The sequence below is a fragment of the Streptomyces sp. A2-16 genome (genome assembly GCF_018128905.1).
Taxonomy (GTDB): Bacteria; Actinomycetota; Actinomycetes; order Streptomycetales; family Streptomycetaceae; genus Streptomyces.
In genome coordinates this window covers 403,632-430,286 of the sequence record NZ_CP063808.1, presented here as the reverse complement: position 1 = coordinate 430,286, position 26,655 = coordinate 403,632, and the positions used below count along the sequence as shown (strand labels likewise).

Annotated in this window: 22 protein-coding genes; 6 read left to right on the top strand and 16 right to left on the bottom strand. The window is 73.0% G+C overall.

Annotation, left to right across the window (positions count from 1 at the left end):
• Positions 1–58: 58 nt before the first annotated feature.
• The 10 genes from IOD14_RS02110 to IOD14_RS02065 form a co-directional block, all read right to left on the bottom strand.
• Entirely contained in the window at positions 59–1,201 is a 1,143-nt protein-coding gene (locus IOD14_RS02110) for an enolase C-terminal domain-like protein (RefSeq protein WP_249125809.1), read from the bottom strand.
• Complete coding sequence (locus IOD14_RS02105; protein ID WP_212669528.1) at positions 1,191–2,072, bottom strand: alpha/beta fold hydrolase; 882 nt, start codon at positions 2,070–2,072, stop codon at positions 1,191–1,193. The genes IOD14_RS02110 and IOD14_RS02105 overlap by 11 nt, the downstream gene beginning before the upstream one ends.
• Positions 2,073–2,108: 36 nt before the next feature.
• Positions 2,109–3,791 carry a GH3 auxin-responsive promoter family protein gene (locus tag IOD14_RS02100; RefSeq protein ID WP_123992790.1) on the bottom strand — a complete coding sequence of 561 codons (1,683 nt, stop codon included), beginning with the start codon at positions 3,789–3,791 and terminating at the stop codon, positions 2,109–2,111.
• 147 nt (positions 3,792–3,938) lie between these two features.
• Complete coding sequence (locus IOD14_RS02095) at positions 3,939–4,160, bottom strand: hypothetical protein (protein ID WP_212669527.1); 222 nt, start codon at positions 4,158–4,160, stop codon at positions 3,939–3,941.
• Positions 4,157–4,843: a hypothetical protein gene (locus tag IOD14_RS02090; RefSeq protein ID WP_212669526.1), complete on the bottom strand. Its 687-nt coding sequence runs from the start codon at positions 4,841–4,843 to the stop codon at positions 4,157–4,159. The genes IOD14_RS02095 and IOD14_RS02090 overlap by 4 nt, the downstream gene beginning before the upstream one ends.
• A gap of 268 nt (positions 4,844–5,111) precedes the next feature.
• Positions 5,112–6,062 (bottom strand): nitrilase-related carbon-nitrogen hydrolase, encoded by a 951-nt coding sequence (locus IOD14_RS02085; protein WP_212669525.1) that lies wholly within the window; start codon positions 6,060–6,062, stop codon positions 5,112–5,114.
• A 49-nt stretch (positions 6,063–6,111) separates the two neighbouring features.
• Positions 6,112–6,873, bottom strand: a complete 762-nt coding sequence (locus tag IOD14_RS02080) for an SDR family oxidoreductase (protein WP_123990720.1) — start codon at positions 6,871–6,873, stop codon at positions 6,112–6,114.
• Between the two features lie 52 nt (positions 6,874–6,925).
• Positions 6,926–7,561 carry a TetR family transcriptional regulator gene (locus tag IOD14_RS02075; RefSeq protein WP_249126237.1) on the bottom strand — a complete coding sequence of 212 codons (636 nt, stop codon included), beginning with the start codon at positions 7,559–7,561 and terminating at the stop codon, positions 6,926–6,928.
• A gap of 326 nt (positions 7,562–7,887) precedes the next feature.
• Positions 7,888–8,886 (bottom strand): NAD-dependent epimerase/dehydratase family protein, encoded by a 999-nt coding sequence (locus IOD14_RS02070; protein WP_212669524.1) that lies wholly within the window; start codon positions 8,884–8,886, stop codon positions 7,888–7,890.
• A complete protein-coding gene (locus tag IOD14_RS02065; RefSeq protein WP_123990717.1) occupies positions 8,883–9,539 on the bottom strand; it encodes a ScbR family autoregulator-binding transcription factor in 657 nt (218 codons plus the stop codon). The genes IOD14_RS02070 and IOD14_RS02065 overlap by 4 nt, the downstream gene beginning before the upstream one ends.
• Before the next feature lie 140 nt (positions 9,540–9,679).
• Between IOD14_RS02065 and IOD14_RS02060 the strand changes: the two genes are divergently transcribed.
• Positions 9,680–10,630 (top strand): ScbA/BarX family gamma-butyrolactone biosynthesis protein, encoded by a 951-nt coding sequence (locus IOD14_RS02060; RefSeq protein ID WP_212669523.1) that lies wholly within the window; start codon positions 9,680–9,682, stop codon positions 10,628–10,630.
• Between the two features lie 412 nt (positions 10,631–11,042).
• On the opposite strand, the gene IOD14_RS02055 is transcribed toward IOD14_RS02060, so the two are convergent.
• Positions 11,043–11,960 carry a LysR family transcriptional regulator gene (locus IOD14_RS02055; RefSeq protein ID WP_212669522.1) on the bottom strand — a complete coding sequence of 306 codons (918 nt, stop codon included), beginning with the start codon at positions 11,958–11,960 and terminating at the stop codon, positions 11,043–11,045.
• 137 nt (positions 11,961–12,097) lie between these two features.
• Between IOD14_RS02055 and IOD14_RS02050 the strand changes: the two genes are divergently transcribed.
• Together IOD14_RS02050 and IOD14_RS02045 are read left to right on the top strand one after the other, a co-directional pair.
• The gene (locus tag IOD14_RS02050) at positions 12,098–13,117 is read left to right on the top strand and encodes a DMT family transporter (protein WP_249125808.1); all 1,020 of its coding nucleotides are present in this window, start codon (positions 12,098–12,100) and stop codon (positions 13,115–13,117) included.
• Positions 13,118–13,336: 219 nt separating this feature from the next.
• On the top strand, positions 13,337–13,567 hold the full coding sequence (locus tag IOD14_RS02045; protein WP_174269318.1) for a hypothetical protein: 231 nt from the start codon (positions 13,337–13,339) through the stop codon (positions 13,565–13,567).
• A 4-nt stretch (positions 13,568–13,571) separates the two neighbouring features.
• Here the strand turns inward: IOD14_RS02045 and mgtA are convergent, their stop codons facing one another.
• Together mgtA and IOD14_RS02035 are read right to left on the bottom strand one after the other, a co-directional pair.
• The gene (gene mgtA / locus IOD14_RS02040) at positions 13,572–16,121 is read right to left on the bottom strand and encodes a magnesium-translocating P-type ATPase (RefSeq protein WP_249126236.1); all 2,550 of its coding nucleotides are present in this window, start codon (positions 16,119–16,121) and stop codon (positions 13,572–13,574) included.
• 184 nt (positions 16,122–16,305) lie between these two features.
• On the bottom strand, positions 16,306–16,665 hold the full coding sequence (locus tag IOD14_RS02035) for a metalloregulator ArsR/SmtB family transcription factor (RefSeq protein WP_123990714.1): 360 nt from the start codon (positions 16,663–16,665) through the stop codon (positions 16,306–16,308).
• Positions 16,666–17,052: 387 nt separating this feature from the next.
• Between IOD14_RS02035 and IOD14_RS02030 the strand changes: the two genes are divergently transcribed.
• Together IOD14_RS02030 and IOD14_RS02025 are read left to right on the top strand one after the other, a co-directional pair.
• Complete coding sequence (locus IOD14_RS02030; protein WP_212669521.1) at positions 17,053–21,033, top strand: WD40 repeat domain-containing protein; 3,981 nt, start codon at positions 17,053–17,055, stop codon at positions 21,031–21,033.
• Positions 21,034–21,197: 164 nt separating this feature from the next.
• Positions 21,198–21,935 (top strand): glycosyltransferase family 2 protein, encoded by a 738-nt coding sequence (locus IOD14_RS02025; RefSeq protein ID WP_123990712.1) that lies wholly within the window; start codon positions 21,198–21,200, stop codon positions 21,933–21,935.
• Positions 21,936–21,980: 45 nt separating this feature from the next.
• Here the strand turns inward: IOD14_RS02025 and IOD14_RS02020 are convergent, their stop codons facing one another.
• The 3 genes from IOD14_RS02020 to IOD14_RS02010 all read right to left on the bottom strand — a co-directional run bounded on the left by IOD14_RS02020 (position 21,981) and on the right by IOD14_RS02010 (position 25,131).
• Positions 21,981–23,216: an amidohydrolase family protein gene (locus IOD14_RS02020; RefSeq protein ID WP_123990711.1), complete on the bottom strand. Its 1,236-nt coding sequence runs from the start codon at positions 23,214–23,216 to the stop codon at positions 21,981–21,983.
• 98 nt (positions 23,217–23,314) lie between these two features.
• Positions 23,315–24,088 carry a TIGR03943 family protein gene (locus tag IOD14_RS02015; RefSeq protein WP_212669520.1) on the bottom strand — a complete coding sequence of 258 codons (774 nt, stop codon included), beginning with the start codon at positions 24,086–24,088 and terminating at the stop codon, positions 23,315–23,317.
• Positions 24,085–25,131, bottom strand: a complete 1,047-nt coding sequence (locus tag IOD14_RS02010) for a permease (protein WP_212669519.1) — start codon at positions 25,129–25,131, stop codon at positions 24,085–24,087. Before IOD14_RS02010 ends, IOD14_RS02015 begins: the two co-directional genes overlap by 4 nt.
• A 173-nt stretch (positions 25,132–25,304) precedes the next feature.
• On the opposite strand from IOD14_RS02010, the gene IOD14_RS02005 reads away from it, so the two are divergent.
• The gene (locus tag IOD14_RS02005; RefSeq protein WP_249125807.1) at positions 25,305–26,651 is read left to right on the top strand and encodes a hypothetical protein; all 1,347 of its coding nucleotides are present in this window, start codon (positions 25,305–25,307) and stop codon (positions 26,649–26,651) included.
• The last annotated feature ends 4 nt before the right edge of the window (positions 26,652–26,655 follow it).

Here is a 26,655-nt window from a genome sequence, read left to right as displayed (position 1 = left end):
CCGGCATGAGGGGAAGACGTCACGGATCGCGGTCACGGATCGCGGTGGCGTATCGCGGTCACAGGTCCCGTACGGCCCACCGCTCGGCGTGTCCGGCGAGGTCCATGCCCCAGCCGGTGCCGCCCGCGGGGCGCAGGGTGTTGGTGTCCCGGTCGACGGCCGGGGGCGGGGCGACGATCATCCGCGGGAAGAACCGGTCGGACTGCCCGGCCTCTACGGTGAGCGCGTCCGGGTGGGCGAAGGCCAGGGTCCGGCCCGCGTTGATGAGCGGGCCCACCTCGGCGACCTGGACGCCGAACTGGAAGCGGATGCCGTTCTCCCGGGCGTACGCGACGAGTCCGGCGGCCGGCAGTGGCCCCCCGTTCTTGGACACCCGGATGTTGAAGGCGTCGCAGGCCCCGGACTCGACCGCCGTACGGGCGTCCTGGGCCGTGCACACCGACTCGTCCAGCATCACGCGCACCCCGCCGTCCCGGCGCAGCGTGCGCAGGGCCTCCCAGGAGCCCTTGGGCAGCGGCTCCTCCACGTAGTCGACGCCCGCCTCGCGCAGCCGGCGGGCGTGACCGACGGCGTTCGCCGGGGTCCAGCTCATGTTGGCGTCGACCATGACGGGGACGTCGTCACCGAGCTTGTCGCGCAGGGTGCGCACGGTACGGGCGTCGTGCTCGACGTCGTACGACGCCTTGATCTTCACGAAGTGGAAGGGCCCGCGGGTGGCGAGGAACTCCTCGGTGTCCAGGCTGAGATCGAGCACCTGGGAGACGGGAAGGCGCCGAGCGGCCCGCTCCTCGGCCGGGCCCGGCGGCAGCAGGTCCCGGCCGCCCGCCTCCAGCCGTCGGCCCAGCCAGTCGAGGACCGCGGTCTCCAGCAGACACAGCAGGTTGTTGCCCCCGTCGATGCCGAAGGTGCGGGCGAAGCCGTCCTCGTGCAGCGACGCCAGCAACTCCCGCGGCGGACGTCCCGTCAGCCGGGCGAACAGGGCGTCGAAGTCGACTCGTTCCAGCGCGGCGCGCACGCTCGCGGTGGTCTCGCCGGTGACGTACGACCGCGGCGCGCACTCTCCGAGGCCCGTCGCGCCCCCGGCCGACAGGCTCAGGACCAGGCTGTCGGAGGTGGTGCGGCGGGCGGCGGGGTGGTCGAACGGCGTCCGCATCGGCAGCTCGACGTGGTACAGCCGGGCCCGCCCGGCCTCAGGCGCCACGGTTCACCCCCTGGAGCAGGGTGTACGTCGACGTCCAGTCGACGAGGTCGTCGCTGACGTCGGTGTAGAAGAGGTAGTGCCGGTCGGTGGGGAACCGCATGAGGGCGCCTCGCCCGGACACCAGGTCCTGGAAGACGGACTGGGCGGCGTCCAGGTCCACGATCGGGTCGGTGATCCCGGAGACGAAGGTGGCGGCGGGCACCGGAGCGGTCGTGGGCCCGCCGCTCAGATAGCGCCGTTCCAGGTCGAGCAGCACGGCCCGCGACTGGCGCGTCAACTGCCGTACGGCCAGGTCGTCGTGGTCGATGAAGTGCTGGTACTTGACCTCGTCGGTGAAGTCGCCGGCCTTGAGCCCCGCGTCCCACAGCTGTGCGCTCCGGTCCGCCGCGACGGCCTCGCGGGTGTCCGCGTCGAGGGTGGCGTGCATCCGGCCGAGCCAGGAGGAGCAGAACACGGCCGCGTCGTAGGAGGTGGTGAACCCCTCGTGGCACATCAGGGCCGCCATGAAGGACCCGCCGAGGCAGTGCCCGAACAGGGACAGGGGTACGGTCTCGCCGATCATCGCCCGGACGAACGCGACGGCCTGCGCGTAGTCGTCGAGGACGGTGTCGGCGTCCGGTATCACCCCCCGGGGGCCGGGGCTGATGCCGCTGCCGCGCCGGTCGAGGACGAAGAACGCGATGTCGTTGTCGGCGAAGCGCGGGCCCACTTCCCACAGCCACCCGGCGTGGCTCTGGAGTCCGTGGAAGTAGAAGACGGCGCCCTTGACGCGCTCCGGCCGCCAGACGTGCAGGGCGAGCCGGGCGTCGCCGCACGGCACGTCGATGATCTCGCGGCGGATGTTCTGCGGGGGCCTGATGGTCTCGATCACGGTCGACTCTCCTTGGGTGGAAGGGTGGTTGAACGCTCAGCCGGCGACGATGGCGTCGACGAAGTCGACGTCCTGCTGGAAGGGCTTGTACTTGTACTGGGTGGCGTTGCCCTGCTGCCGCCGCGACTCGACGTAGGCGGCGATCGCGCCCTGCCGCACGGTGCGCACCCGCAGGGCGGCCAGGCGCCCGCTGTCCCGCTTCGAGGCGTACTCGATGTTGATGACGGACAGCTCGCGGTCGATGGCGCCGGACAGCTCCCGGTCCAACTCCCGGTCGGGCTCGGGCACTTCGACGACGACGGTGTAGGACGGCAGCTCGTCCCAGCGCGGGCCGCACATGTACAGCCCGGTCTCCAGGCCGCTCGCCGCGAGGCCCTGGCGGATGGCCTGGGTGACCTGGCCCTCGGTGATCTTCTCGCCGGTGAAGGAGTGGAAGACGCCGTCGCGGTGGGTGAAGTGGATCCAGGGCGTGCCGTCCACGATCCGGTCGACGCGGTAGATGTCGCCGGTCCACAGCCGGTACAGGCCGTTGCCCTGGGACATGATCAGGTGGTAGTCGCGTCCCGCCTCCACCTCGTCGTACAGCAGCGTCTGCACCTTCTCGCCGGCGTCCAGGAGCGTGCCCAGCGGTACCTCGGCGGGGACGAACTCGAAGTACGCCTGGTTGACGGCGAGCGGCTGGCTCTCCAGCGAGTCGTCCACGGGGATGGTGGTGACGCCCTCGGTCCCGCAGCTCATGAACGGCAGCTTGGCGACGCCGGGCAGGACGGCGTCCAGCCGCGGCCGGTAGAGCTCGGCGGAGGCCGACAGCCAGCAGCTGTACAGGGTCAGCGACGGCCAGACGTCGACGAGGCTGAACTCGTCCTTCGCCAGCGCCCGTTCGAGGTGCGCGGCGGCCCGCTCGTCCGGGTCGGTCCACGGCCTGCCGTGCAGGGTGCCCTCGCGCAGGTCGCGCACCAGCTCGGCGCCGTGCTCCGCGATCAGGTCGCGCAGCGAGACCAGGGTGCTGGGGTTGATCGCCGAGATGTAGTGCAGGTCCTTGCCGACGAGGTGCCGCACCCGGTGGTACATCCGTCCGGCGTGACCGGTGGGCGAGTCGGGGCCGAACCAGGGCGACTCGTACCACGGCGGGTTCCAGTCCCGGCTGTTGAGCTGCGGATGCCGGTTGCTGATCGCCTGGTGCTCGACCCCGTGCACGAAGTCGTACACGTCCTCGCGGACCGTCTGGGTGTCGAGGGTGGCCCAGGGGTGCGCGAGGATCTCGGGGTGGTGCTCGAGGCAGGTGCCCCACATGGCCTTCATCGCGGGGATCCGGTACGTCAGCAGCCAGTGCAGCGTGTACGGGACCCGCTTGGGGGTGCCGGTCGTCCCGCTGGTCTTGAGCCAGCGCAGCACCGGACTGCACGACAGGATGCCGCCCTTGGTGCGGGTCTCCCGGTCGATCTCGTCGACGAAGTCGTTGTAGCGCATGATCGGCAGGACCGACCGGAAGCTGCCCGGGTCGGCGGCGATCACGTCGTAGCCCCGCTCCTTCCAGTGCAGCGAGGCGGCGCCGATGTCGATGAGGTCGTCGAGGACGCGGGCCTGCGCGGTGGCCGGGTCCTTCAGGTCGGCGAGCAGGTTCTCGCGGGCCCGCAGGCACTCGTCGACGAAGGGGTCGCGCCGTGCCTGCCAGTGCTGCTGCCACTGGGAGGTCTGCGGGAGCTGGGTGTTCTGCATTGTGTCCACTGCTGTCTCTCCTCGAAGAACCGCGCCGACGGCCTGTTTTCGGGCATGCGTCGGCACCGCGCGGCGGTGGCCGGACGGTGGGGTGAATGGGGATCTACGGGCGAGGGGCGGGGTGGGCCCCTGCGGGGTGCCTGTCGGTCAGGCGCCGTTCGCCGGGGTGGCGTCGTGCGCCCCGGCGGTGTCGCCGGCCACGAGCGCGGCGAGTTCGTTCAGGTCGTACAGGGCCTGGCGGCGTGTCCCGTAACGGGTGATCCTGCCGCGGCGGGCCCACTGGCGGATCGTGCCCTCGCGGACGTCGAGGGCGAGCGCCGCGAGCGAGGTGGGGACGCGTTTGCCGGGGGCGGGGTGTGCGCTGTTCATGCCGTCTCCTTGGCCTCGGACATCGACTGACGTCGGTTCAGAAGGAGCCACTGGCGTGGCGTCAGGACATGCCCGGCGCCGCACATCGGTCCGCGCAGCACCAGATCGTCGCCGCCCCGCTCGGGCAGTGTCACCTCGGCCTCGCAGCCCGGCTCGACGCACCGGCCGAGCGGTACGAGGTCGGGCTTGGGCGGTGCGACGACGAGCCGCAGGGCGGCGGCCACCCGGGCGATCTCGTCGGCCGCCGCGCCCGCGGCGGGGTGGGCGGCCAGCACGGGGACATGCCGGCCGAGGAACGCGGCCAGCTCGGGAACCGTGCGCTTCGGCGGCGCCTTCGCGGGCCCGGCCGCGTCCAGCACCAACCGGGCCCAGGACGCCAGACGTACGACGGCGTCGTGCCGGGCCTCCAGTGCCGCGTCGCTCACGGGCGGGGGGTCCGGGCGGTGACCGGTGACCCGGGCGAGGCCACCCTGCCGGGCGGGGAGCACCAGGTGCTGCTCGCTCTCGCGGTGGAGTGCCGGCAGGGCGGCCAGATCGGCGGCCAGGGTGCGCCTGCACGGTCCGCAGAGCCGGGCGTCCGGTTCGGCGGGCCTGCGCCGCGGGACACCGGCGCGGGCGGCCCGGCGGCAGCGGCTGGACGCGCACTGCGCCGGGAGGGGTCGGGAGGACATCGGGGCGGCCATGGTCGCCTCACCTTCGAAAGGGGCGGAGAAGAAAGGAGCGGAGAAGAGCGGAACCGGGGCAACAAAAAAGCGCCGCTCGACGGCGGCGCTACGGCAGTGCGGAAGGCTCCTGTAAAAGGGCAGACTGCCTCGCGAAAGAGTGTTACACGTCTGCTGCGTCGGGCACAAGGGGTTGTCGGAAAAGATGCGGCCCGGGAGAACGACGACGGCAGGTGCCGTCCGCCCGGCGGTCGCGGGGCGGACGGCACCTGCCGTCTGGGGGCACATGTCAGCGGAGCGCCGGCACACCGAGAACCCGGTCGCGCAGGGCGGGGAACTCGGCGCGCGTCTTCGCGACGAGCGCGGGATCGAGGTCGACGACGAGCGTCTCCTCGTCCGTCCCGGCCTCGGCCACGACCTCGCCCCACGGATCGACCACCACGCTGTGGCCGGCCTGCTCCACCCCGGCGTGCGTGCCGGCGGTACCGCAGGCGAGGACGTACGCCTGCGACTCCACGGCCCGGGCGCGGGCCAGCAGCGACCAGTGGGCGCGGCGCGCGGCGGGCCATCCGGCGGGGACGAGGAACAACTCCGCACCGGCGTCGACCAGCAGCCGGAACTGCTCGGGAAAGCGCAGGTCGTAGCAGGTGGCGAACCCGACGGTCAGCCCCGCCGCGGGACCCGCGGTCGATCCCGCCGCCGGACCCGCGGTCGGCCCCGCCGCCGATCCGGTCGCCGGTCCCGGCGTCGGTCCGGAAGCAGGGTTCGCCGTCGGGCCGGAAGCAGGGTTCGCCGTCGGGCCGGTCGCGGGTCCAGCCGTCGCGTCCCCGTCGAGCACGGCCGTGACGGTCTCGACGCCCCGGGCCAGCAGGGTCGCCTCGCCGCGGTCGAAACCGAAGCGGTGGATCTTCCGGTACGTGCGGCGCAGACGGCCGTCGGGGCCGAACAGCAGGGAGGTGTTGTACAACTCGCCCGCCGGACCGCGCTCGACGACGGAACCGGCGTGCAGCCACACCCGCGCCTGAGCCGCGGCCGCGCTCATCTCCCGGGCGGTGGGGCCGTCCAGCGACTCGGCGTGCTCATGGAACGCGTCGAAGGCGAAGGCCCCGACGGTCCACAGCTCCGGCAGCACCACCAGGTCGGAGGCGTCCTGGCGACGGACGAGGTCGCCGACGCGGGCCCGCCGCTCGTCGGCCGGTTCGTCGGGTCGTACGGCGATCTGGAGGACTGAGGCGCGCACGGGGTCTCCGTTTCCTGGTCGGTGGCTGGGCGGGGCTCGGGTGCGCGGATCAGCGCAGGTGGGAAGCGCCGTTGACGTCGAGTACGGCACCGCTGCACCACTCGGCCGGGGCGCTGCTCAGCCAGGCCACCGCGGCGGCGACGTCCGAGGGCACGGCGATCCTGCCGAGCGGACTCTGGCTGCGCACCTCCTCCTCGACGGCTCCGACGAGCATGGGTTCGGTGAGGTCGGTGCGGACGAACCCCGGCGCCACGGCGGTCACCGCGATGCCGAGCGGTCCCAGTGACTGGGCGAGCGACTGGGTCAGCGCGTGCAGGGCGGCCTTGGTCGCCCCGTAGGCGGGGGCGTCGGGTTCGCCGCGATAGGCGCCGCGCGAGCCGACGTTGACGACACAGGCGCCCTGCGGCCCCTGCAGACGGTGGCGCAGATGGTCGACCAGGCACCAGATGAGGTCGGCCGGGCCGAGGAGGTTGACGTCGACCAGGCGCCGCCAGTCCGCCTGCCAGTCCTCGTACGAGGTGGTGGCGACGGGCTGCTCGGCGTACACACCGGCGTTGTTGACGAGCACGTCGACCGTGCCGAGTCCGGCGACCGCGGAGTCGATGACCTCCCGGGCTCCGCCGGGGGCGCCGACATCGCCGGTGACCAGGATGTGTCCGGTGCCGGGCAGGCTGTCGAGGACGGCGTTCGCGGCCGCGGAGTCGGCACGGCAGTGGACGGCCACGCGGTGTCCCGCGGTGGCGAGTTCGGTCGCGACGGCGGCCCCGATGCCCCGGGAGCCGCCGGTGACGAGCGCACAGCGTCGAGTCATGGATCGAGCCTTTTCATGGAGGGGATTGCGGATCACGGGGACCGGCGCGGGATCAGGACGGCTCACGCAGGGGCGCGCCCGCCGAGCACTCCTGGCCCCCGAGCGGTGGTCCGGGAACGAGCACCAGGGCCCACAGGCACTCCAGTTGGGCGAGTACCTCCTTGCCGGTGCGGCCCTCCCGGAGCGCCGCCTCGGCGCCGGCCGTCAGGTAGACGGCCAGGAGTTCGAGTTCCGCGGGCCGGGGTCCGCAGCCGGGGCCGGAGGGTTCGGGGGCACGGGCCACCAGGTCGCGCAGGACGGCCCGCCAGACGGTGTGCCAGGGGGACGGGACGGCCCGTTCCTGGGTCAGCCGGGCCGCGGCGCGGACGGTGACCTCCTCGTCCAGCAGCCTGGCCACGACGAGGGTGAACTCGACGACCGGCAGGAGGGCGCCCACCGGTGCGAGCCGGGTCAGTGCGCCGCGGGTGATGGTCTCGGCCTCCTGGCAGACCGCGCTCGCCAGGTCGGCTTTCGCGCGGAAGTGGAAGGTGAGCGCGCCCATCGTCATCCCGCAGGCCCGGTGCACGGCGGACAGCGAGGTGCCGGCGTACCCGTGCCGGTCGAACTCGAGGGCCGCCGCCGCGATCAGCGCCTGGCGGGTGCGCTCCGCTCTCACCTGCTTGACCATGGGCCTGACCTCGGTATTCATCACGGGAACTGACTCCACGGGCCGCGGGATGGCGGGTTGCGTGCCAGATGGCCGAGGAGGGGGCCCGTCGTGGGCCTCCCGTCCGCTCGCGCCGCTGTGGATGACGGGAGGCCGCCGGCCCCGGTCCTGCGAACGTACCGCCGGTTCACCGCGCGGACACCTGCCGTGCCGCGCTCCGGGACGACTTGGCCAAGTTGGACGGCACTTCCCCGTCTTCCACCCGGCTTCCACACAACTGCCCCGATCCCCAAGGGACTTCGCCGAGCAGCCGCGGCCCACCCGCGATGACGGCGGCAGGTCCGTTCAGCCCGCCGCAAGGTGCCGGTTCAGCCCGCCCCGAGGTGGGCCCGGTACCACGGCGCCGCGTCGGCCAGCCGCTCCAGCGGGCCGGGGCCGGGTGCGCATCCCGCGAGTCGCCAGATCTCCTCGCTCTCGTAGAAGTGGTCGCGGGCCAGCAGGGCGAACTGGCGCTCGCTGATGCGGCCGGGCGCCTTCCGCAGTCGCTCCAGGCACTCTTCCCAGGTCAGGTCGTCGGTGACCGGTGGCAGCACGTCCAGTCCCGCGAGCCTCGTCATCAGGTCGCCGCAGCGCACCGGGACCGGGTGGCTGGCGTGGTGGACCCCTGAGGGCACGGCCTCCGGCGCGGTGGCCAGGGCCGTGACCAGCCGGGCCAGGTCCTCGACGGCCACGACGGAGATCTGCCCGCGCCCGCCGTCCCAGCGGGCCGGTACCCGCCGGAGCAGCTCGCGGAGTCCGGGCACGACCCAGCGGTCCCCGGCGCCGAGGACGAGACCGGGGCGCAGGACGAGGGCGCCCGCGTCGAGCGCGATCCGCTCGGCGGCGAGCCGGGTGCGGCTGGCCGGGGACACGGGCGCGGGCGTGACCCCGTCGACGGGGATGCCCCGGTGCGGGCCGGGGCCGTAGACCGCCGCCGTGGACAGGTGCACGACGCGCCGCACCCCCGCCCGCCGGGCCTCCTCGACGACGGCCCGGGTGCCGCCGATGTTGGTCCGTTCGCACTCCTCGTCCGAGCCGACCACCCGGGCGGCGAGGTGGACGAGGACGTCCACGCCGCTCGCCGCCCCGACGAGCGAGGCGGGATCCGAGAGATCCGCGCGCCACCACTCCACGCCCGCCCGCTCCGGGTGCTCCCGCTCCCGGTGCTCCGGGTGGCCTGCCCGCTCCGGACGATCTGCCGGTACGGCGCGGGCCAGGGCGCACACCTCCAGGGCGGCGCCGTCCGCCCGTTCGCGCAGCAGCCGGTCGAGGACCGCTCCGCCGACGAATCCCGTCGCACCGGTCAGCAGCACCCGAAGCGGTCTCATGGGGCGGTCTCCTCCGTGTCGTCGTCCGGCGTCCCGGGCTCGTCCTCGTGCCGGGGGAACTCCAGCGTGGCGATGACCTCCGGCGGCGCGAGGGCCGGCAGCAGGCAGCGCAGCATGGTCTCTATGCGTTCGGGCAGGTCGCCGCGGGCGCTGGAGAGCCGCGACATGATCTGCGTACCGGTGTACGAGGCGACGATCACCTGGGCGAACGCGGCCTCGTCGACGTCCGGGCGCAGCTGGCCCAGGTCGCGCGCCTCGGCGAGGTGGGTGCCGAACTGCTCGGCCCACCAGTCGTAGATCGAGTAGTTGAGCAGGTTCACCTCGCTCTGCTCGACGGCGAGCCGGACGCCGGCCCGGAACAGCACGTTGGAGCGCATCTCGACGGCCAGGTACTGGCACACGTCGATCAGCTGCTGCAGACCCTTCTTCCCGGTGGGCCACTTCAGCTCGGCGGCCTGTTCGACGATGACCGCACGAGCCAGTTCCTCCTTCGACTTGAAGTGGAAGTACATGGCTCCGGTTGTGGTCCCGGCCTCTCGCAGGATCGCGTTGAGACCCGCTCCGTGGTACCCGACCTGGTCGAACATCTCCGCGGCCGCGCGGATGAGTGCGGCCCTGGTTCGCTCTGCGCGCTCCTGCCGTTGTCGTGCCATCGGCAGACTCCCTCGTACCTGTAGACAAACAAAAAGAACGACCTCTATTTTATTCACGTCGACGCCGCCTTGTCACCGCCGGCGCTGTCGCTCATCTGCGCGTGCCCAACTCGGACGTCACCGCATCAGGGGGGAACACCATGACCATCGACCTCGCCCAGCACGGCCTCAAGAATCGTTTTGAGACGGTATCCGCCGATTACACCCACAAGACGAACCAGGACGAAATGCTGCTGCGCAGCTGGCGGCGGACCGGGGCCGACACCTTCACGGTGAGAGCCGCCTGGCCCGCCGCGCACCGGTTCTACGTCAGCCGCCTGGGCCTGTACGACCCGCTGCTGCTCAGCGAGACCGTGCGCCAGACGCTGCCACTGCTGTCCCACGGCGCCTACCGGGTGCCGTTCGGCCACCAGTTGCTGTGGAAGGACTTCAGCTGGACGCTCGACCCCGCGGCCGCGCAGACCGACGCCGGCCCGGCCGAGCTGGAGCTGCACATCAACTGCCACGACGTGACGTACCGTCGCGACCGCGCCTCCGCGATATCCGCGACCGTGGAGGTCGAGCGGGCCGGACGGCACCTGGCCACCGCGCACTCGCGCTTCACCATCCAGGACCGCACGGTCTACAACCGGCTGCGCGGGGCGTACGCCGACGCCACGGCGGCCACCGCGGGCGCGGTGCCGCTGCCGCCGCCGGCCGGTCTGACGCCCTTCGGCCGCGACCGCTTCGAGGACGTGGTGCTCGCCGCGACCGACCGTCCCGACCAGTGGCAGCTGAGGGTCGACACCACCCACCCCGTGCTCTTCGACCATGTGGTGGACCACGCTCCCGGCATGCTGCTCCTGGAGGCCGCCCGCCAGGCGGCCCTGGCCACCGCGCATCCGCGGCCGATGGCCGTCACGGGCATGGACTCCGACTTCGTCCGGTACGCCGAGATGGACGCCCCCTGCCTGCTCCGGGCCGAGCGCCTCACGGAGCCCGACCGGGTCCGGGTCAGCGCCCTGCAGCACGACCGGGAGATCTTCACCAGCGTGGTCACCCTGGCCGCCGCACCCGTCGCGCTGCCCGCCCCTCGCGACCTCGCCGCCTGACCCGCACGACCGCCGGCACCCGACCGGGACCAGGCGACTCGCGGCGGTGCGTGCGCCGGACAGGCCCCGCGGGGTACGGGTCACCACCCCGACAGCGCGCACCCGCTGCAGGATTCGGACCCGCACCCCGACCGCGCGCACCCGCTGCCGGATTCGAGCCCGCACCCCAACAGCGCGCACCCGCTGCCGGATTCGAGCCCGCACCCCGACAGCGCGCACGCCCCACCGGGTACGGGTCACCGCCCCGACAGCGCGCACGCGCCCGGGGATCCTCTCCAGCCCGGCGCCCCCGGCCGTCGTACCCGCCCGGCGACTCCCGCCCGTGTCCCCGGCCGCCGTACCCACTCAGCGACCCCTGGCCGTCGTACCCACTCGGCGGCCCCCGCCCGCCACCTCGCCGTTGGACCCGCGGTCACCGTGCCGCGGGTTCGTCGGCCGGTTCCGTCGCGGCCGCGTCCCGCAGGGCCGTCAACAGGCCCCGCAGGGCGGGCTGGTCGAGGGCGGTCTCGCGGGCGACCGCCGAGATGACCCGGACGGGCTCGGGATTGCGGACCGGTCGTACGACGACACCGGGGTGCCGGTTGCGCAGTCCCAGCCTCGGCATCAGGCCGACACCGAGGCCGGCCGCGACGAAGCCCTGCGCGGTGGCGTAGTCCTCGCTGCGGATGACGAAGTCGGGACTGAAGCCGGCCGCCGCACAGGAGTCGATCACCGGTTCCAGACAGGGCCCGGGCGGTTCGCTGCCGACCCACTGTTCCCCGGACAGCTCGTTGAGGTCGATGACCTCCCGGTCCGCGAGCGGATGCCCCAGCGGCAGGACCGCGGCGTACGGATCGTCGAGCAGGTGCACGAGACGGAAGCCGTCAGCCGCCCGGCCCCGCGCCTGGACCACCACGGCCAGGTCGGCCCGGCCGCGCACGACCTCCTGGAACGGGTCCTCCGGGTCGGCGAGTTCGAGGTCGACCCGTACGCCGGGGTGTTCCGCGCGGAGCCGGGCCAGGGCCGGGGCCACCAGCGTGGAGCCCGCCGTGGCGAAGTAACGGACCGACAGCGTGCCGATACGTCCGGCGCGGAGGTCGGCGAGGGCGGTCTCCGCCTGGGCGACCGCCGAGCTGATCAGGGCCGCGTGCTCGGTGAGCAGCAGACCGGCGGGGGTGGGCCGCACCCCGCGCCCGACCCGCTCGAGCAGCGCGGTGCCTGCCTGCTTCTCCAGCGCCGCCACCTGCTGGCTGACGGCGGACGGTGTGTAGCCGAGGTGGGCCGCGGCCGCGGTGACCGTTCCGCTGGTGACCACCGCCCTCAGGACCTGGAGGCGCCTCACATCAAGCATGTAGCACAGCTTAACAGACTAGGTAGAACCATTTGCTTGTCCTCACAGTTCGACTGGGGCATCGTCGAAGAACGGACAGGCAGGGGACGCACCGGACCGCGTACCGGGCCGCACGTCGACGGAATGGAGGAAGCATCGTGAACGCTGGGACACGGAGTCTGCGGGGCGGGGTGCGGGTGGCCGTGCTCGCCCTGCTGTGGGGCTCGACCTTCCTCTGGATCGAACTGGCGCTGCGCGGACTCTCCCCGCTCCAGGTCACGTTCGTGCGCTGCCTGCTGGGCGCGCTCGTCCTCACCGTCGCCTGCTACGTGTCGGGCCGCCGCATGCCCCGTGGCCTGACCGTCTGGCGGCACATCGCCGTCGCGGCCTTCTTCTGCAACGCGCTGCCCTTCGCCCTGTTCAGCCTGGGCCAGCAGACCGTCGACTCCGGCCTCGCGGGGGTCCTGAACGCCACGACCCCGCTGTGGTCGATCGCCCTCGGTCTGGCGCTCGGCTCGGAACGCGGGCTGCGCCCGGTCCGCCTGGCGGGGCTGCTGCTCGGCTTCGCCGGCACGATCGTCATCCTCGCCCCGTGGCAGTCGGCCGGGGCCACCGGCTGGGGAGCGCTGGCCATTCTCGGCGCGGCCGCCAGTTACGCCGTCGCGTTCACCTACATGGGCCGCACCCTGGTGCGCAGGGGCACCCCCACCATCTCGCTCTCCGCCGCCCAGCTCGTCGCCGCGAGCGGGCTGACCGCCGTGGCGCTGCCGGTCGGCGGTCTGGACTCGATCGATCCCGGCCCGGCGGTCGTGGTCGCGGCCCTGGTCCTCAGCGTCTTCTGCACGGCGATCACCTTCCACCTCACCTACCGGATCATCAACGACGAGGGCGCCACCAACGCGGCCGTGGTCGGCTATCTGCTGCCCGTGGTCTCGGTGCTCCTCGGCGCGGCTGTCCTGGGCGAGAGCCTGAGCGTCCGGGTCGTGCTGGGCATGGCCGTGGTCCTCGTGGGCGTCGGACTGACCCGCCGGAAGGACGCGGTGGCCGCGGCGGCGGCCCGGCCCGACGAGGGTGCGGCGCAGGACGCCCGACCGGCATCCGCCGAAAGCACGACCACCGCCGCCGACCCGGCCACCCCGCCCACCGCCCGTCGCGGCGCCCTGGAGAACGCGGTCTGACTTCCGGCGAACCCCGGCCACGGTCGGCGCTCCACGACCTGCCCGAGGGCACGGTCCGCACCGCCCCGCCACCGCCATCGGCCACGAGGCCTCCCCCGGCTTTCCGAGTCGGGGGGCCTCGTCGTCGCCGTCCCGGCATCCCCACCCCCGCCGTCCTGAGACGGCTCCCCTGGACGGTTGCGTGACCTCTAAACTGTCCGCGTGGACGCAGCGGAGACAGTGGAGACGGCCGACGTGACCGGATGGGAAGTCGCCGTCCTGGACGGCGGACCCGCCGACGGGATGCGGGTCAAGGTCGCCGACCGGCCCCGGGTCGTGCAGGTGTCGTACCCGTGCCGGGCCGAGGGCGCGCCCGCCGGGGTGCGGGTGGACGGCGTCTACGTCTACCGGCTCGATCACGGAGTGACGGAGGAACCCCTGCGGTACGGGTTCGACATCGCCTGCCCCTGACCCGTCAGCCCGCGGATCGCGCGCCCGTGCCGCGGTGCTCGTGACGCGCCCGGGCCGCGAGCAGGCCCACGGCGTACAGGGCCAGGACGGCCGCGAGCAGTCCGTAGTACACGCCGGGCAGCGGGCTCAGTCCCAGCGCGGCGCCCGGCGGTGAGGCGGGCAGGAGCAGACCGACGGCGGCCAGTGCGGCGGCCGACCAGGTCACCGGGCCCGGCCGCGGACCGCCCCTGCCGAGTGAGCCGGGCGACAGCAGCACCATCACCACGGCCTGCGTCAGCAGGTTCTCCGTGAACCACCCCGAGTGGAACAGTGCCTCGTCGTCGCCCGGACCCCGCAGCGCGAAGGCCAGAACCCCGAAGGTCGCCAGGTCCGCCACGGCGTTCAGGGCACCGAACCCGACGATGAACCGGAGCAGCGCCCGGGGGTCCAGGACGCTCGGCCGGCGCAGCGCGGACGGGGCCGGACGGTCGTGGGCGAAGGCGAGCTGGGCCGCGTCGAAGCACAGGTTCTGCACGAGGACCTGGGCCGGGAGCATCGGCAGGAAGGGCAGGAGCAGGCCCGCGGAGAGCATCGCGATCACGTTGCCGAGGTTGGAGGAGAGCGTGATGCGCAGATACGAGGCGATGTTGCCGCCCGCGTGACGGCCGGCGGCGACCGCGTGGTCGATCGCGGTGAGGTCCTTGCCGGCGAGGACGAGGTCCGCGCTCTCCCTGGTCACTCCGGCCGCGTCGCGCGGGGCGATGCCGACGTCGGCGGTGCGCAGGGCGGGCAGGTCGTTGACGCCGTCGCCGAGGACGCCGACCGTGTGCCCGCCGGCCTGCAGGGCCCGGGTGATGCGGGTCTTGTGCTCGGGTGTGCAGCGGGCGAAGACGGTGGTGTCGCGGGCCAGTGCGGTGAGTTCGGGGTCGGTGAGGGTGTCGAGGCGGTCGGCGGTGAGGACTCCTGCCACCGGGAGCCCCAGATCACGGCAGGCCCGGACCGCGGTGCCCGGGTGGTCGCCGGTGAGGACCTTGACGCCGACGCCCCGCGCGGCGAGCCGGGCCAGGGCCTCGGCGGCGGTGGGAGCGAGGTCGTCCCGCAGCGTGACCAGGCCGCGGAAGGTGAGGCCGCGTTCGACGGCCCGGGTTCCGGCGGGGCGTTCGGCGGTGGCGACGGCGAGGACGCGCAGCCCGGCCGCGGCCTGCTCCTGCGCCAGCTCGCGCAGCCGGGAGCGCTCCTCGTCGGACAGCGCACAGCGTGGCAGTACGGCCTCGGCGGCCCCCTTGGTGATGAGGGTCCGGGTGCCCAGCCGGCCGGGGGTGCGGACGATCACGGTGGCCAGGCGGCGGGCCGGGTCGAAGGGGAGGGCGGTGACGCCGTCGTACGCCATGAGGGCGTCCTCGTCGGCGGCGGCGAGCAGCGCCTCGTCGAGGGCGTCGGGGGCCGGGAGGTCGGCGAGCTGGAGCGACCACCAGGCGGCGGCCGCCGCCCAGCGCAGTACCTCGGGGTCGTCGTGGCCCTCGGCGTCCAGCGCGCGGTGGACGACCGGGCGGTCCTGGGTGAGGGTGCCGGTCTTGTCCACGCACAGGACGTCCATGGCGCCGATGTCGTGCAGGGCGGGGAGCCTGCGGACGATGACGCCGTGGGTACGGGCGAGGAGGGCGGCGCCGCGGGCCAGGCAGGTGGTGACGAGGACCGGCAGCATCTCCGGGGTCAGCCCGACCGCCACCGCGACGGCGAAGGGCAGGGTCTCCAGACCGCGGCCGCGCAGGGCGGCGTTGGCCATGAGCACCAGGGGCGGGGTCAGCAGCGCGAAGCGGATCAGGATCCAGGAGACGCCCTGGACGGAGCGTTCGAAACTGGTCGCCGGGGGCTTTCCGGTACGGCGGTGGGCGGCGGCGAAACGGGTGTCGCCGCCGGTCGCGGTGACCACGGCGGTGGCGCTGCCGGCGGCGACGCTGCTGCCCTGGAAGCAGAGCCGGGGGTCGTGGAGGACACCGCCGTCCCCCGGGTCCCCGTCCGCGGACTTCTCCACCGGTGCGGACTCCCCGGTGAGCGCGGCCTGGTGGACGGTGAGTCCGGTCGAGCGCAGCAGTCGTACGTCCGCGGGGACCAGGTCGCCCGGGCCGAGCCGTACGACATCGCCGGGGACGAGCTCCTCGACCGGGATCTCACGGGTGACGGGGGGCGCGTCCTCATCGGCCCGGCGCTGGACCGTGACGGTGGTGGCCACCAGGCGGCGCAGTGCCGCCGTGGAGCGGTCGGCCCGGTGTTCGCCGGAGGCCCGCAGGACGCAGCTCACGACGACCAGCAGGAGGATCACCGAGGCGGTGCCCCAGGCGGACACGGCGGCCGACACCAGTCCCAGGCAGAGCAGCACCGCGGTGAACGGATCCCGCAGACTCCGCGCGAACCGGCGCGGCCAGGAGGGATCCCGGGCCTCCGGAACCACGTTCTCCCCGAACCGCACCAGCCCCTCCGCGGCCCGCACCTCGCTCAGCCCCCGCGGCCCACTGCTCAGCCGCCGGAAGACCTCGAGGAGACTCCCGTCGGGATCACGGGCATCGGGACGCATCGCGGAACGGCGTTCGGGATCACCCACGGAAGGAAGACCACGCAGAGCCACGGGTTCGCCCGGCGCCCGCCCCGGCTCGGTCGTGCCCGGTGGTGAGGGGCGTTCTGTGCTCGGCACCCGGTGGACCGGGTCGGTCGGCGTGGTGGGGAGGGCCTCGTTGTCCTCCTCCCGCGCCCCCGACTGCTCAGACACCGGCCTCGCGCAGTCGGTCCGAGGTGCCGGAGGAGGTCTCGCGAGCGGTGAGCTGGCCGACCATGACGCGGACCACGGTCACGATGTCGGGGTCGTCGACGTAGTAGATCTGCCGACGGCCCTCGCGGCGGGAGCGGACGAGCCCGGCGAGTTTCAGCTTCGCCAGATGCTGACTGACCGCGGGCAGCGCCCCGCCGACCCGGTCGGCGAGACCGGTGACGTCGCTCTCGCCCTGGGACAGCGCCCACATGATGTGCAGCCGGGCGGAGGACGCGAGGAGTCCGAACACCGCGGCCGCCTCGGCGAGCACCTCAGCCGACGGGTCCTGGAAACCGCCGACGATCTTCGCCACAGCCCTCTCCCGTCCTCCCGGGCGATCGAACCGATCACCGAACCGACCACCGAACCGCCGGAGCAAGTGTAAAGGCGGCGCAGTGATCGTCCCGCTTCGTCCGGTACCGGTCCCTCCCCTCGTGGGGACCGGTACCGGAGGAAGCGGGTGACCGTGGGCGGAATGTGGCCGAGGAATTACGGCGCGCTGGTTGGAATGCGCGGCGCCGGACTGGTGGCCTGTCCTGGCGTCGTCCGACGGCCGCGCCGCAGGAGCATGATCCTGCCAGCCGGGTGACCCGGATGAGGAGGTTCCGGTACCGGAGCCGGTGCGTTACCGCAGGTCAGCCGTATAGGGTGAGTTTTCCGGTCCGGATTCAACCGCGTGGGAAGTAAGGGGTGGAAGACCTTGGGCTCCGACTCAGGAGCACGCACGGCCTTCGCGGAGCGTCTCGCACTGTTGTACAAGGAGGCAGGAAATCCGCCCCTCAAGCGGGTCTCCGAGGGCGTCGGCCGGCTCCAGCGCGTCGACGAGCGCGGCCGCCCCGTCCGGGTCTCCGCCCAGCGGATCAGCGACTGGCGACGGGCCCGGAACGTACCCGCTCAGTTCACCGCCCTCGCGGCCGTGCTGCACATCCTGATTCCCGAAGCCCGGCGGATCAGTCCCACCCCCGTCTCGGCCGGTCTGTACGACCTCGGCCAGTGGCAGCGGCTGTGGGAGCGCGCGCTGGCACCCGACGAGGACGAAGCCACCCAGCCCGAGACCCCCGCCGGGGTCTGCCCGTACCGCGGCCTCGCCTCCTACCGGCAGGAGGACGCCCGCTGGTTCTTCGGCCGGGAACGGAGCACGGAGGCACTCCTCAAGCTCCTCCGCTCGGCGACCGAGACTGGGACGGGCACCCGCACCGGCGGTCTGGTGATGCTCGTGGGCGCCTCCGGCGCCGGCAAGTCCTCGCTGCTCAACGCCGGCCTGGTGACCGCCCTGGAGGAGGGCGCGCTCGACGGTGACGGCGAGCACGGTGGCCGCCGCACGATCCTCCAGCTCGTGCCGGGCGCCGATCCGCTGACGGAACTGACCGGTCGTATCCCCGAACTGAAGACGGTCCTCTCCGCCACAAAGACCGCGGGACCGGACATCGACCATCCGCCGGAATTCGCGCACACCGTTCGGGAAGCGGTCGCCTCGTGGGCTCAGCGCGAGGCCGCCACCGCCCGGCCCGTCGTGATCGTCGACCAGTTCGAGGAGGCGTTCACGCTCTGCTCGGACGAGTCGGCCCGGCGCACCTTCGTCCGGCTGCTGCACGCCGCGTGCACGCCCGGCCCGGACACGCCCGCGCCCGCCCTCGTCCTCCTCGGTATCCGCGCCGACTTCTACGAACGCTGCCTCGACCACCCCGAGCTGGCCGACGCGCTCCAGCACCGGCACATGGTGCTCGGGCCGCTCACCGGCGGCGAACTGCGCGAGGCCGTGACCGGTCCCGCCCGGGCCGTGGGCCTGGAGCTGGAGCCGGGGCTCGCGGAGCTGATCGTCCGCGAGGTCAGCGCCGACGGCCCGCGCGGGGCACACGACGCGGGCGTGCTGCCGTTGCTCTCGCACGCCCTGCTCGCGACCTGGCAGCGCCGCAGGGCGGGCCGGCTGACCGTGTCCGGCTACCGCGCGGCCGGCGGTATCCAGGGCGCGGTCGCGGCGACCGCCGAGCGGGCCTGGTCCGCTCTGGACCCGGCGGCGCGCACGGCGGCCCGGTTGCTGCTGCTGCGCCTGGTGCGCCTCGGCGAGGACACCCAGGCCACCCGCCGGCGCGGCACCCGGCGTCAGCTGGCCGCCGAGTCGACGGACCCCGGCAAGACCGAGGAGTCCCTCGAGGCGCTGGTGCGCGCCCGGCTGGTGACGCTGGACGCCGAGACCGTGGAGATCACCCACGAGGCCCTGCTGACGGCGTGGCCGCGGCTGCGCGAGTGGATCGACGAGGACCGCAGCGATCATCTGCTGCGCCAGCGCATCGAGGAGGACGGCCACTCCTGGGAGGGCTCCAACCGCGACTCCTCGCTGCTGTACCGGGGCTCGCGGCTGGAACAGGCCCGTACCTGGGCGAAGTCCGCCGGGGACACCTATCTGACCCGCAGCGCGGTGGAGTTCCTGGCCGCCTCGGTCCGGCTGCGCCGGCGTACGGTCCTGCTCGCCCGGGGCGCGGTGTCGGCCCTGGTGGTCCTCGCGATGGTGGCCGTGGGTTCGGCGGTGGTGGCCTGGCAGCAGCGCAACGACGCCGTGTTCGAGCAGGTCGTCGCGGAGGCGGACCGGGTCCAGTACACCGACCCCTCGCTGTCCGCCCGGATCGACCTGGTGGCGCACCGCCTCAGGCCCGACGACGAGGGCACCAACACCCGGCTGATCTCCATCGTCAACGCGCCGCTGGCCACCCCGCTCAGCGGCCACACCGGTGCCGTCTACCTCACCTCGTTCAGCCTGGACGGCCGACTCCTCGCCACCGCCGGCTACGACCGGACCGTACGGCTGTGGGACGTCGGCGACCGACGTCACCCCAAGGCGCTGGGCGCACCCCTGGCCGGTGGCACGAGCTGGGTGAGCAGCGCGGTCTTCAGCCCGGACGGCAAGACGCTGGCCGCCGCCGGGGACGACGGGAGGATCCGACGCTGGGATGTCACCGACCCGGCCCGGCCGCGCTCCCTCGGTGCACCCCTGACCGGCCACCGCGGCACGATCTACCTCATCGCCTACAGCCCGGACGGGCGCACGCTGGCTTCCGCCGGCGAGGACCACACCGTACGGCTGTGGGACATGCGCGACCGGCGGCGTCCTGCCCCGCTCGGCGCGCTGACCGGGGCGGACGCCGCCGTGCGGTCCGTGGCGTGGAGCCCGGACGGGCGGCTGCTCGCGGCGGGCGGCGACGACACCGAGGTCCGGCTGTGGAACGTCACCGACCCGCGCCGGCCCGAGCGGTACGGGACGGCGCTGAGCGGCCACACCGGCCTGGTGCACTCGGTCGCCTTCAGCCCGGACGGCACCGTGCTGGCCAGCGGCAGCTCCGACGACACCGTCCGGTTGTGGAACGTCGCCGACCCCCGGCGGCCGAGCGGGATCGGCTCGCCCCTCACCGGCCACACCGGTCCCATCTGGTCCGTGGCCTTCAACTCCGCCGGGACCATGCTCGCCGCCGCCAGCGCGGACTCCACGGCGAGCCTGTGGAACGTGACAGATCCGGCGTACCCCTCGCAGATCGGCGAGCCCCTCGCCGGGAGCAGCGGTGAGATGTACGCCCTGGGTTTCAGCCCCGACGGCCGGACCCTGGCCACCGGCAGCGGCGACAGCAAGGTGCGCCTGTGGTCGATCCCGGCGGGAGACCTGGTGGGTAGCAGCGGGGCGTTCCGGCGGGACGGCAAGGTGCTCGCCACGGCCGGGCGGGACGGGCGCATCCGGCTGTGGAACGTCACGGAGCCGGCCCGCCCCGTGGCCCTGGGCAAGCCGTTCACCCCCGCGGTGCGCGACCCGGACTCCCAGGTGCTCTTCTCCCCCGACGGCCACACCCTCGCGGTGCTCACCACCGGCCGGGTCCACCTGTGGAACGTCACCGACCCGGCCCGCCCCGTCCCCTACGGTCCGGCGCTCGTCCTGCGCTCCCGGTTCATGGGCCCCGACGCCCTGGCGTTCAGCCCGGACGGGCGCACCCTGGCCACCGCCTACGACAGCCGCGACCTCCAGCTGTGGGACGTCAGCGACCCGGCCCACCCGGTCTCCCACGGCCCGATCGCCGGCCACCGGGGATACATCGACGGCCTCACCTTCAGCCCGGACGGCCGGACCCTGGCCAGCAGCAGCGCGGACGGCACGATCCGGCTGTGGAAGGTGACGGACCCGGCCCGCCCGGTCCTGCTCGGCAAGCCGCTCACCGGGCACACCGGGCCCGTCAACGTGCTCGTCTTCAGCCCGGACGGACACACCCTGGCCAGCGGGGGCGACGACGACACGGTCCGGCTCTGGGACGTGGCCGACCCCGCGCACGCCGCGCAGGCGGGCCCCGCCCTCACCGGGCACACCGAGGCGGTCGTGTCGCTGACGTACAGCCGCGACGGCGCCAGACTGGCCAGCGGCGGCAACGACAACACGGTCCGGCTCTGGGACGTGGCCGACCCGTCCGCGGCCGGCCCCATCGGGCAGTCGATGAGCCCCAGCGCCAAGACCGGCAGCTTCCTCGCCTTCAGCCCCGACAGCCGCATGCTCGGGATCTCCAGCGGCGCGGACACCATCCGGCTGTGGGACCTCGACGTCGACGAGGCGATCGACCACATCTGCGCCACGACCGAGAACGTCCTGACCCGCCAGGAGTGGGAGGAGTACCTGCCGCGGCTCTCGTACGATCCTCCCTGCGACTGAAGCGCATTACGTGATCCCGCTCACAACTTCTCCCCCCGGCTGAGCAGTCCGCTCCCGCTGTTCCATTTGCCTTGTTAGTCTTGGCCACAGCCCGACCGCTGGTGCATCCCCCGTCGCCAGCGGTCGGGTCTTTTCGTGCCTGGGGCACGTTCTAGGGTGAGGCGGTGCACATAACGATCATCACGGCCGTCCACGCCCCGTCCGCCCGCTTCCTGCCGGAGGCCCACGCCTCCCTGTGCGCACAGGAACTGCCCGGGGACTGGGAGTGGCGCTGGGTGATACAGGAGGACGGCCGGACGGACGAGGTGCGCCGGCACGTCCCCGACGACCCCCGGGTGACCTTCCGTCAGGGCCGCCCCGGCGGGCCGGGTGTCGCCCGCACCATCGCGCTCGCCCACGCGACAGGCCCGTACGTGAAGGTCCTGGACGCCGACGACCTGCTCACCCCGGGCGCGCTCGCCCGGGACCTGGCCGCGCTGGAGGCCGATCCCGCGCTCGGCTGGGCGACGTCCCGGGCCCTTGACCGGCTCCCCGACGGCTCCACGGTCGCCTCCCCCGGCGACCCCGAGGAGGGCCCGCTCGCACCGGGCGCGCTGCTCGCGCACTGGAAGACCCACGCCTTCCCGCCGGTCGTCCCCGGAACCCTCTTCGTCCGCCGTGAGCTGCTGCTCGCCCTCGGCGGCTGGATGGCCCTGCCCGCCTCCGAGGACACCGGCCTGCTGCTGGCCCTGGACGCCGTGAGCCGCGGCTGGTTCACCGCCGAGCCCGGCCTCCTCTACCGCAAGTGGGAGGGCCAGGTGACCGGACAGGCGGCGCACCTGGACACGGTGGAGCTGGAGGCCCGCATAGCGGTGACGGAGGCACGGGCGCGAGCACTGGCCGCCCTCGACTGGAGCCGCTGACCGCGCCACCCGACTCCCGGTCTCCCGGTCTACCGGTCTACCGGTCTACCGGTCGAAGTCGAGGTCGAGCATCCGGATCGCGTTGCCCCGCAGCAGCTTGTAGATCACGTCCTCCGGCAGCCCGGCCACGTGATCCTCGGCGACCTTCTTGGTGTGCGGCCAGGTCGAGTCGACGTGCGGATAGTCGGTCTCGAAGGTCGCGTTGTCCACACCGACGGTCTCGATGGACGCGATGCCGTGCTTGTCCCGGAAGAAGCAGCAGAAGATCTGCCGGTAGTAGTACGTCGACGGCGGTTCCGGGATCAGGTCCTTGACGCCGCCCCAGGCCCGGTGCTCCTCCCACACGTCGTCGGCGCGTTCCAGGGCGTACGGGATCCAGCCCATCTGGCCCTCGCTGTACGCCAGTTTGAGCCGCGGGAACTTCACCAGGACCCCGGAGAACAGGAAGTCCATCATCGAGGCCATGGCGTTGTTGAAGGACAGGGAGGCCTGGACGGCGGGCGGGGCGTCCGGGGAGGCGGCCGGCATCTGGGAGCTGCTGCCGATGTGCATGTTGACGACCGTGCCGGTCTCCTCGCAGGCCGCGAAGAACGGGTCCCAGTAGCCGGAGTGGATCGACGGCAGCCCGAGGTGGGTCGGGATCTCGCTGAAGGTCACGGCCCGTACGCCCCGTGCGGCGTTGCGGTGGATCTCCGCGACCGCGAGGTCGGTGTCCCACAGCGGGATCAGGCACAGCGGGATCAGCCGGCCCCCGCTGTCCCCGCACCACTCCTCGACCATCCAGTCGTTGTAGGCGCGCACACAGGCGAGCCCGACCTCCTTGTCCTTGGCCTCGGCGAAGGTCTGCCCGCAGAACCGCGGGAAGGTGGGGAAGCACAGGGACGCCTCGACATGGTTCATCTCCATGTCCTCGATGCGGGCCTTGGGGTCCCAGCAGCCCCGCCGCATCTGCTCGCGGGTGATCCCGTCGAGGGTCATCTCGTCCCGCGAGAAGCCGACGGCCGCGATGATCCGCTTGTACGGGAAGAGGTCGCCCTCGTACTCCCACCAGTCCGTCAGCTGTCCTTCGGGGTCGGTGGTGAACCGGTACTTCCCGCCGACGTACGCGAGGTCCCCGATGCCGGCGGTGAGCGGCTTCGGCCCCCTGTCGCGGTACTTCGCCGGCAGCCAGGTCTCGAAGAGATGCGCGGGCTCGATCACGTGATCGTCCACGCTGATGACTTTGGGGATGTCCCTGGTGCCCGGTCCCGTTCCGGTTCCGCTCTCGGTGGTGACGGCCATTTGCCTGCCCCCTAGCCGGTATCTGATGGGTCGTCAGATTGCAGGCTAGGGGGAGGTACCGGCATGGGCAAGGGCCAGAGGGGTCGCGCCGGTCGCGGTCAGTTGTTCCAGGTCTCGTCGTACGGGTCGTGCGGCGTCGCCACCGGCTTGGCCTCGGTGACGTCGAGGTACGGGATCGGGCCGCCGTTCACCGTGTCCTTGGTCCGCTTGGCCGTGTAGGTGCCGGTGACCTGGAGCCAGCCGTCCGGCTTGAGGACCGGCGGGATCCGCCCGGTGAGCCCGACCTTCACCGGCTGGGCGTCCGCCGCACAGCAGTTGAGGGCCATGCGGACCAGGTAGGGCGCGCCGGAGTGGTCCAGGGCGACGAACCCGGTGATGACGATCTGCCGACCGGCCAGGCCCCTGCCGTGCTCGTAGACCGCGCGGCCCGCGTAGTCGGCGAGGCCGAGCCGCAGGGGCCCGCTCTCCGGGAGCTTCGTGTAGCCGTACGACTGCTGCAGGGCCGTCCCCGTGCGCATGGCGCTGTAGGAGCCGAGGGCGGGCGGGGCGACGAGGATCAGGGCGAACAGGGGCAGGACGAGCAGCCAGGAGACCCGGGGTTCGCGATGGGCGTGCTCCCCCGCGTGCTCCTCCACGTGCTCCTCCACGTGGTCCCCTGCGTGCTCCTCCGCGTGCCGCTTCTTCTGCCCGGCCCTGGCCCGCCACTCGTACCAGGCCGTCGCCAGCGCCGTCGCGATGAGGACGACACCGGCCGCGAGGACCAGCGGGCGCAGGCCCGCCTTGACGTAGCGGAGGTAGAGGTCGGTCAGGCCCGCGTGCAGGAGGGCCGCGCCGAGGACGAACAGGACCGCCGACTGTGCCTGCCGGTTCACAGCATCACCCACCCGGTCAGGACCGAGACCACGATCGCGAGGGCGAGGGTGGCGGGGGCGAACCGCAGGGCGAAGGCGCGGCCGAAGGTGCCCGTCTGCATCGCGAACAGCTTGAGGTCGATCATGGGGCCGACGACCAGGAAGGTCAGCCGCGCGGTGAGCGAGAACTGGGTGAGCGAGGCGGCCACGAACGCGTCCGCCTCCGAGCAGATCGACAGCACCACGGCCAGGGCGGCCAGCGCCAGCACGGCGATCACCGGGTTCTCGGCCGCCGTACGCAGCCACGTCTGCGGCACCACGGCCTTCAGGGTGGCCGCCGCCATGGCGCCCACGACCAGGAAGCCGCCCGCGTGCATCACGTCGTGCCGGACCGAGCCCCAGAAGGCGGCGCCCCTGCCCTGGCCCTCGTACGCGTGCCGGGTCGGCTCCTTCAGCAGGTCCGTGCGGCCGAGGCGCAGCCACAGCCAGCCCATCGCGCAGGCCACCAGCAGGCTCGCGACGAGCCGGGCCACGACCATCTCCGGGTTGCGCGGGAAGGCCACGGCGGTCGCCGTCAGCACGATCGGGTTGATCGCCGGGGCGGAGAGCAGGAAGGCGAGGGCCGCGGCCGGAGTGACACCCCGCCGGACCAGGGCGCCCGCCACCGGCACGGACGCGCACTCGCAGCCCGGCAGCACCACACCCGCCGCCCCGGCCACCGGCACCGCGAGGGCGGGGTTCTTCGGCAGGGCGCGGGCGAAGAACGACGGCGGCACGAACACCGCGATCGCCGCCGAGAGCAGCACCCCGAGCACCAGGAAGGGCAGCGCCTGGACGAGCACGGCGACGAACACCGTCATCCAGCTCTGCATCACCGGCGCGCCCAGCGCCCCGCGGATCGGGCCCTGGCAGAGCACCACCAGCAGCATCAGCAGGGTCAGCACGAGCGGCGAGTTCAGGCGCCGCGCTTCCGGATCCGGCGCCGGACGCGGTGCGGGGTCCGGTGCCGGATGCCGGTCCTCGCCGGTGTCCCGCGTGTGCGGGGGAGCTTTGGTGACGGCCACGGCCGGGATCCTCCGGTGGTGAGGTGCTGGTTTCCCTCTTCGTGCGTACGACAGGGAAGGCCCGTTTGCTCAGTGTGCGCGGTGGTTTGGGGATTTCTTGGGAGATCAAATGGGCGTGCGCCTGTCAGTGGGGGCCGTTACCGTGCCCACAACTGACATACAGGGAGGGAAAGTTGACCACCACACGAAAAAGACCCGGCCGCCGGGGCGCGGTGCGCGCGCTCGTCGCCGCCGTCGGCGCGGGAGTGATCGCGCTCGCCGTGGCACCCGTGTCGTACGCGTCCGACCAACTGCGGGTGCAGTCCGCGAGCGGCGTCTCCGAGGCCCCCGGGTTCCTCCAGGTCACCGCCGAGTCCGGCAGCGACATCACCGAGGTCGAGGCACATCTCGTGTCGTACGCCACGGGCGCGCAGGTCGCCGAGCTCGGCCCCGGGGACTTCGCGCTCGCCTCCGGCACCGCCGCGAACGGCACCTGGCGCAGCAAGCAGCCGCTGGCCCTCGACAAGCTCGGCATCTACCGCATCGACGTCGAACTGACCGACGCCGACGGCGACCACGTCGAGAAGAAGTCGGCCGGCGACTTCGGGTACTGGGCCGCCACCCGGATCGGCGCGCTGACCGTGGACCGTACGTCGATCGACCGCGGCCACCGCGAGGTGACGGTCCAGGGCACCCTGTACGGCAACTGGCCCGCCCAGGCGGAGAAGCCGCTGGCCGGGTACCCCGTCGACATCGATGTCGACTACTGGCCGCAGACGACGGTCACCACCGACGCCGACGGCCGCTTCACCGCCACGGTCACCCTCGACCAGGCCACCGGAATCCAGGCGTTCTACCGGTACGACAACCAGCACCCCGGCTATGTGTACAGCGAGTCGGAGCTGCTGCAGATCGGCATCGACCAGATCCCCACCCGGTTCGTCACGGACGTCTCCGCCACGGACATCGACGACGGCGACCCGGTCACCCTGACCGCGAAGGCCGAGCAGCAGACCGCGGACGGCAGCTGGGTGCCGCTGGCCGGACAGTCCGGCGGGATCCTCTTCGGCGACCCGGACGGCCAGAGCGACTTCGTCGAGCGCTTCACCACGGCGGCCGACGGCACCTTCTCCACGACGTACACCCCGTGGGACCGCGGACGCTTCCTGCTCGCCCTCGACACCTCCGAGGACCCGTTCCTGGCCCCCGCCTCCGCGCAGAGCGCGCTGGTCCACGTCCACCACGCGGCCGCCTTCACCGCATTCTCGGCGACCCGGACCGACGCCGCCGCGGTCCATGTGGAGGGGCTCATCGACTTCACGGACGGCTTCACACCGGCCACCATCCTGGTCCACGTCCAGTACTCGGCCGACGGCACCCGGTGGAGCGACCTGACCACGGTCGAGGCGTACTGGGGCGGCAACGGCAGCGACTTCGCCGCGGACGTCGAGGGCAGCGGTCCCGGCCACTACCGGGCGGTCTTCGAGGGCGGCGACAGCTTCCAGGACGCCGTCACCGAGAGCGTGTTCGTCGACGGCTGACCAC

Bases quoted from the DNA above. Each gene is read 5' to 3' on its own strand.
- IOD14_RS02100 (WP_123992790.1), bottom strand. From the start codon at position 3,791: ATGCAGAACACCCAGCTCCCGCAGACCTCCCAGTGGCAGCAGCACTGG.
- IOD14_RS02065 (WP_123990717.1), bottom strand. From the start codon at position 9,539: ATGGCACGACAACGGCAGGAGCGCGCAGAGCGAACCAGGGCCGCACTC.
- IOD14_RS02070 (WP_212669524.1), bottom strand. From the start codon at position 8,886: ATGAGACCGCTTCGGGTGCTGCTGACCGGTGCGACGGGATTCGTCGGC.
- IOD14_RS02090 (WP_212669526.1), bottom strand. From the start codon at position 4,843: ATGGCCGCCCCGATGTCCTCCCGACCCCTCCCGGCGCAGTGCGCGTCC.
- IOD14_RS02060 (WP_212669523.1), top strand. From the start codon at position 9,680: ATGACCATCGACCTCGCCCAGCACGGCCTCAAGAATCGTTTTGAGACG.
- IOD14_RS02075 (WP_249126237.1), bottom strand. From the start codon at position 7,561: ATGAATACCGAGGTCAGGCCCATGGTCAAGCAGGTGAGAGCGGAGCGC.
- IOD14_RS02055 (WP_212669522.1), bottom strand. From the start codon at position 11,960: ATGCTTGATGTGAGGCGCCTCCAGGTCCTGAGGGCGGTGGTCACCAGC.
- IOD14_RS02095 (WP_212669527.1), bottom strand. From the start codon at position 4,160: ATGAACAGCGCACACCCCGCCCCCGGCAAACGCGTCCCCACCTCGCTC.
- mgtA (WP_249126236.1), bottom strand. From the start codon at position 16,121: ATGCGTCCCGATGCCCGTGATCCCGACGGGAGTCTCCTCGAGGTCTTC.
- IOD14_RS02080 (WP_123990720.1), bottom strand. From the start codon at position 6,873: ATGACTCGACGCTGTGCGCTCGTCACCGGCGGCTCCCGGGGCATCGGG.
- IOD14_RS02020 (WP_123990711.1), bottom strand. From the start codon at position 23,216: ATGGCCGTCACCACCGAGAGCGGAACCGGAACGGGACCGGGCACCAGG.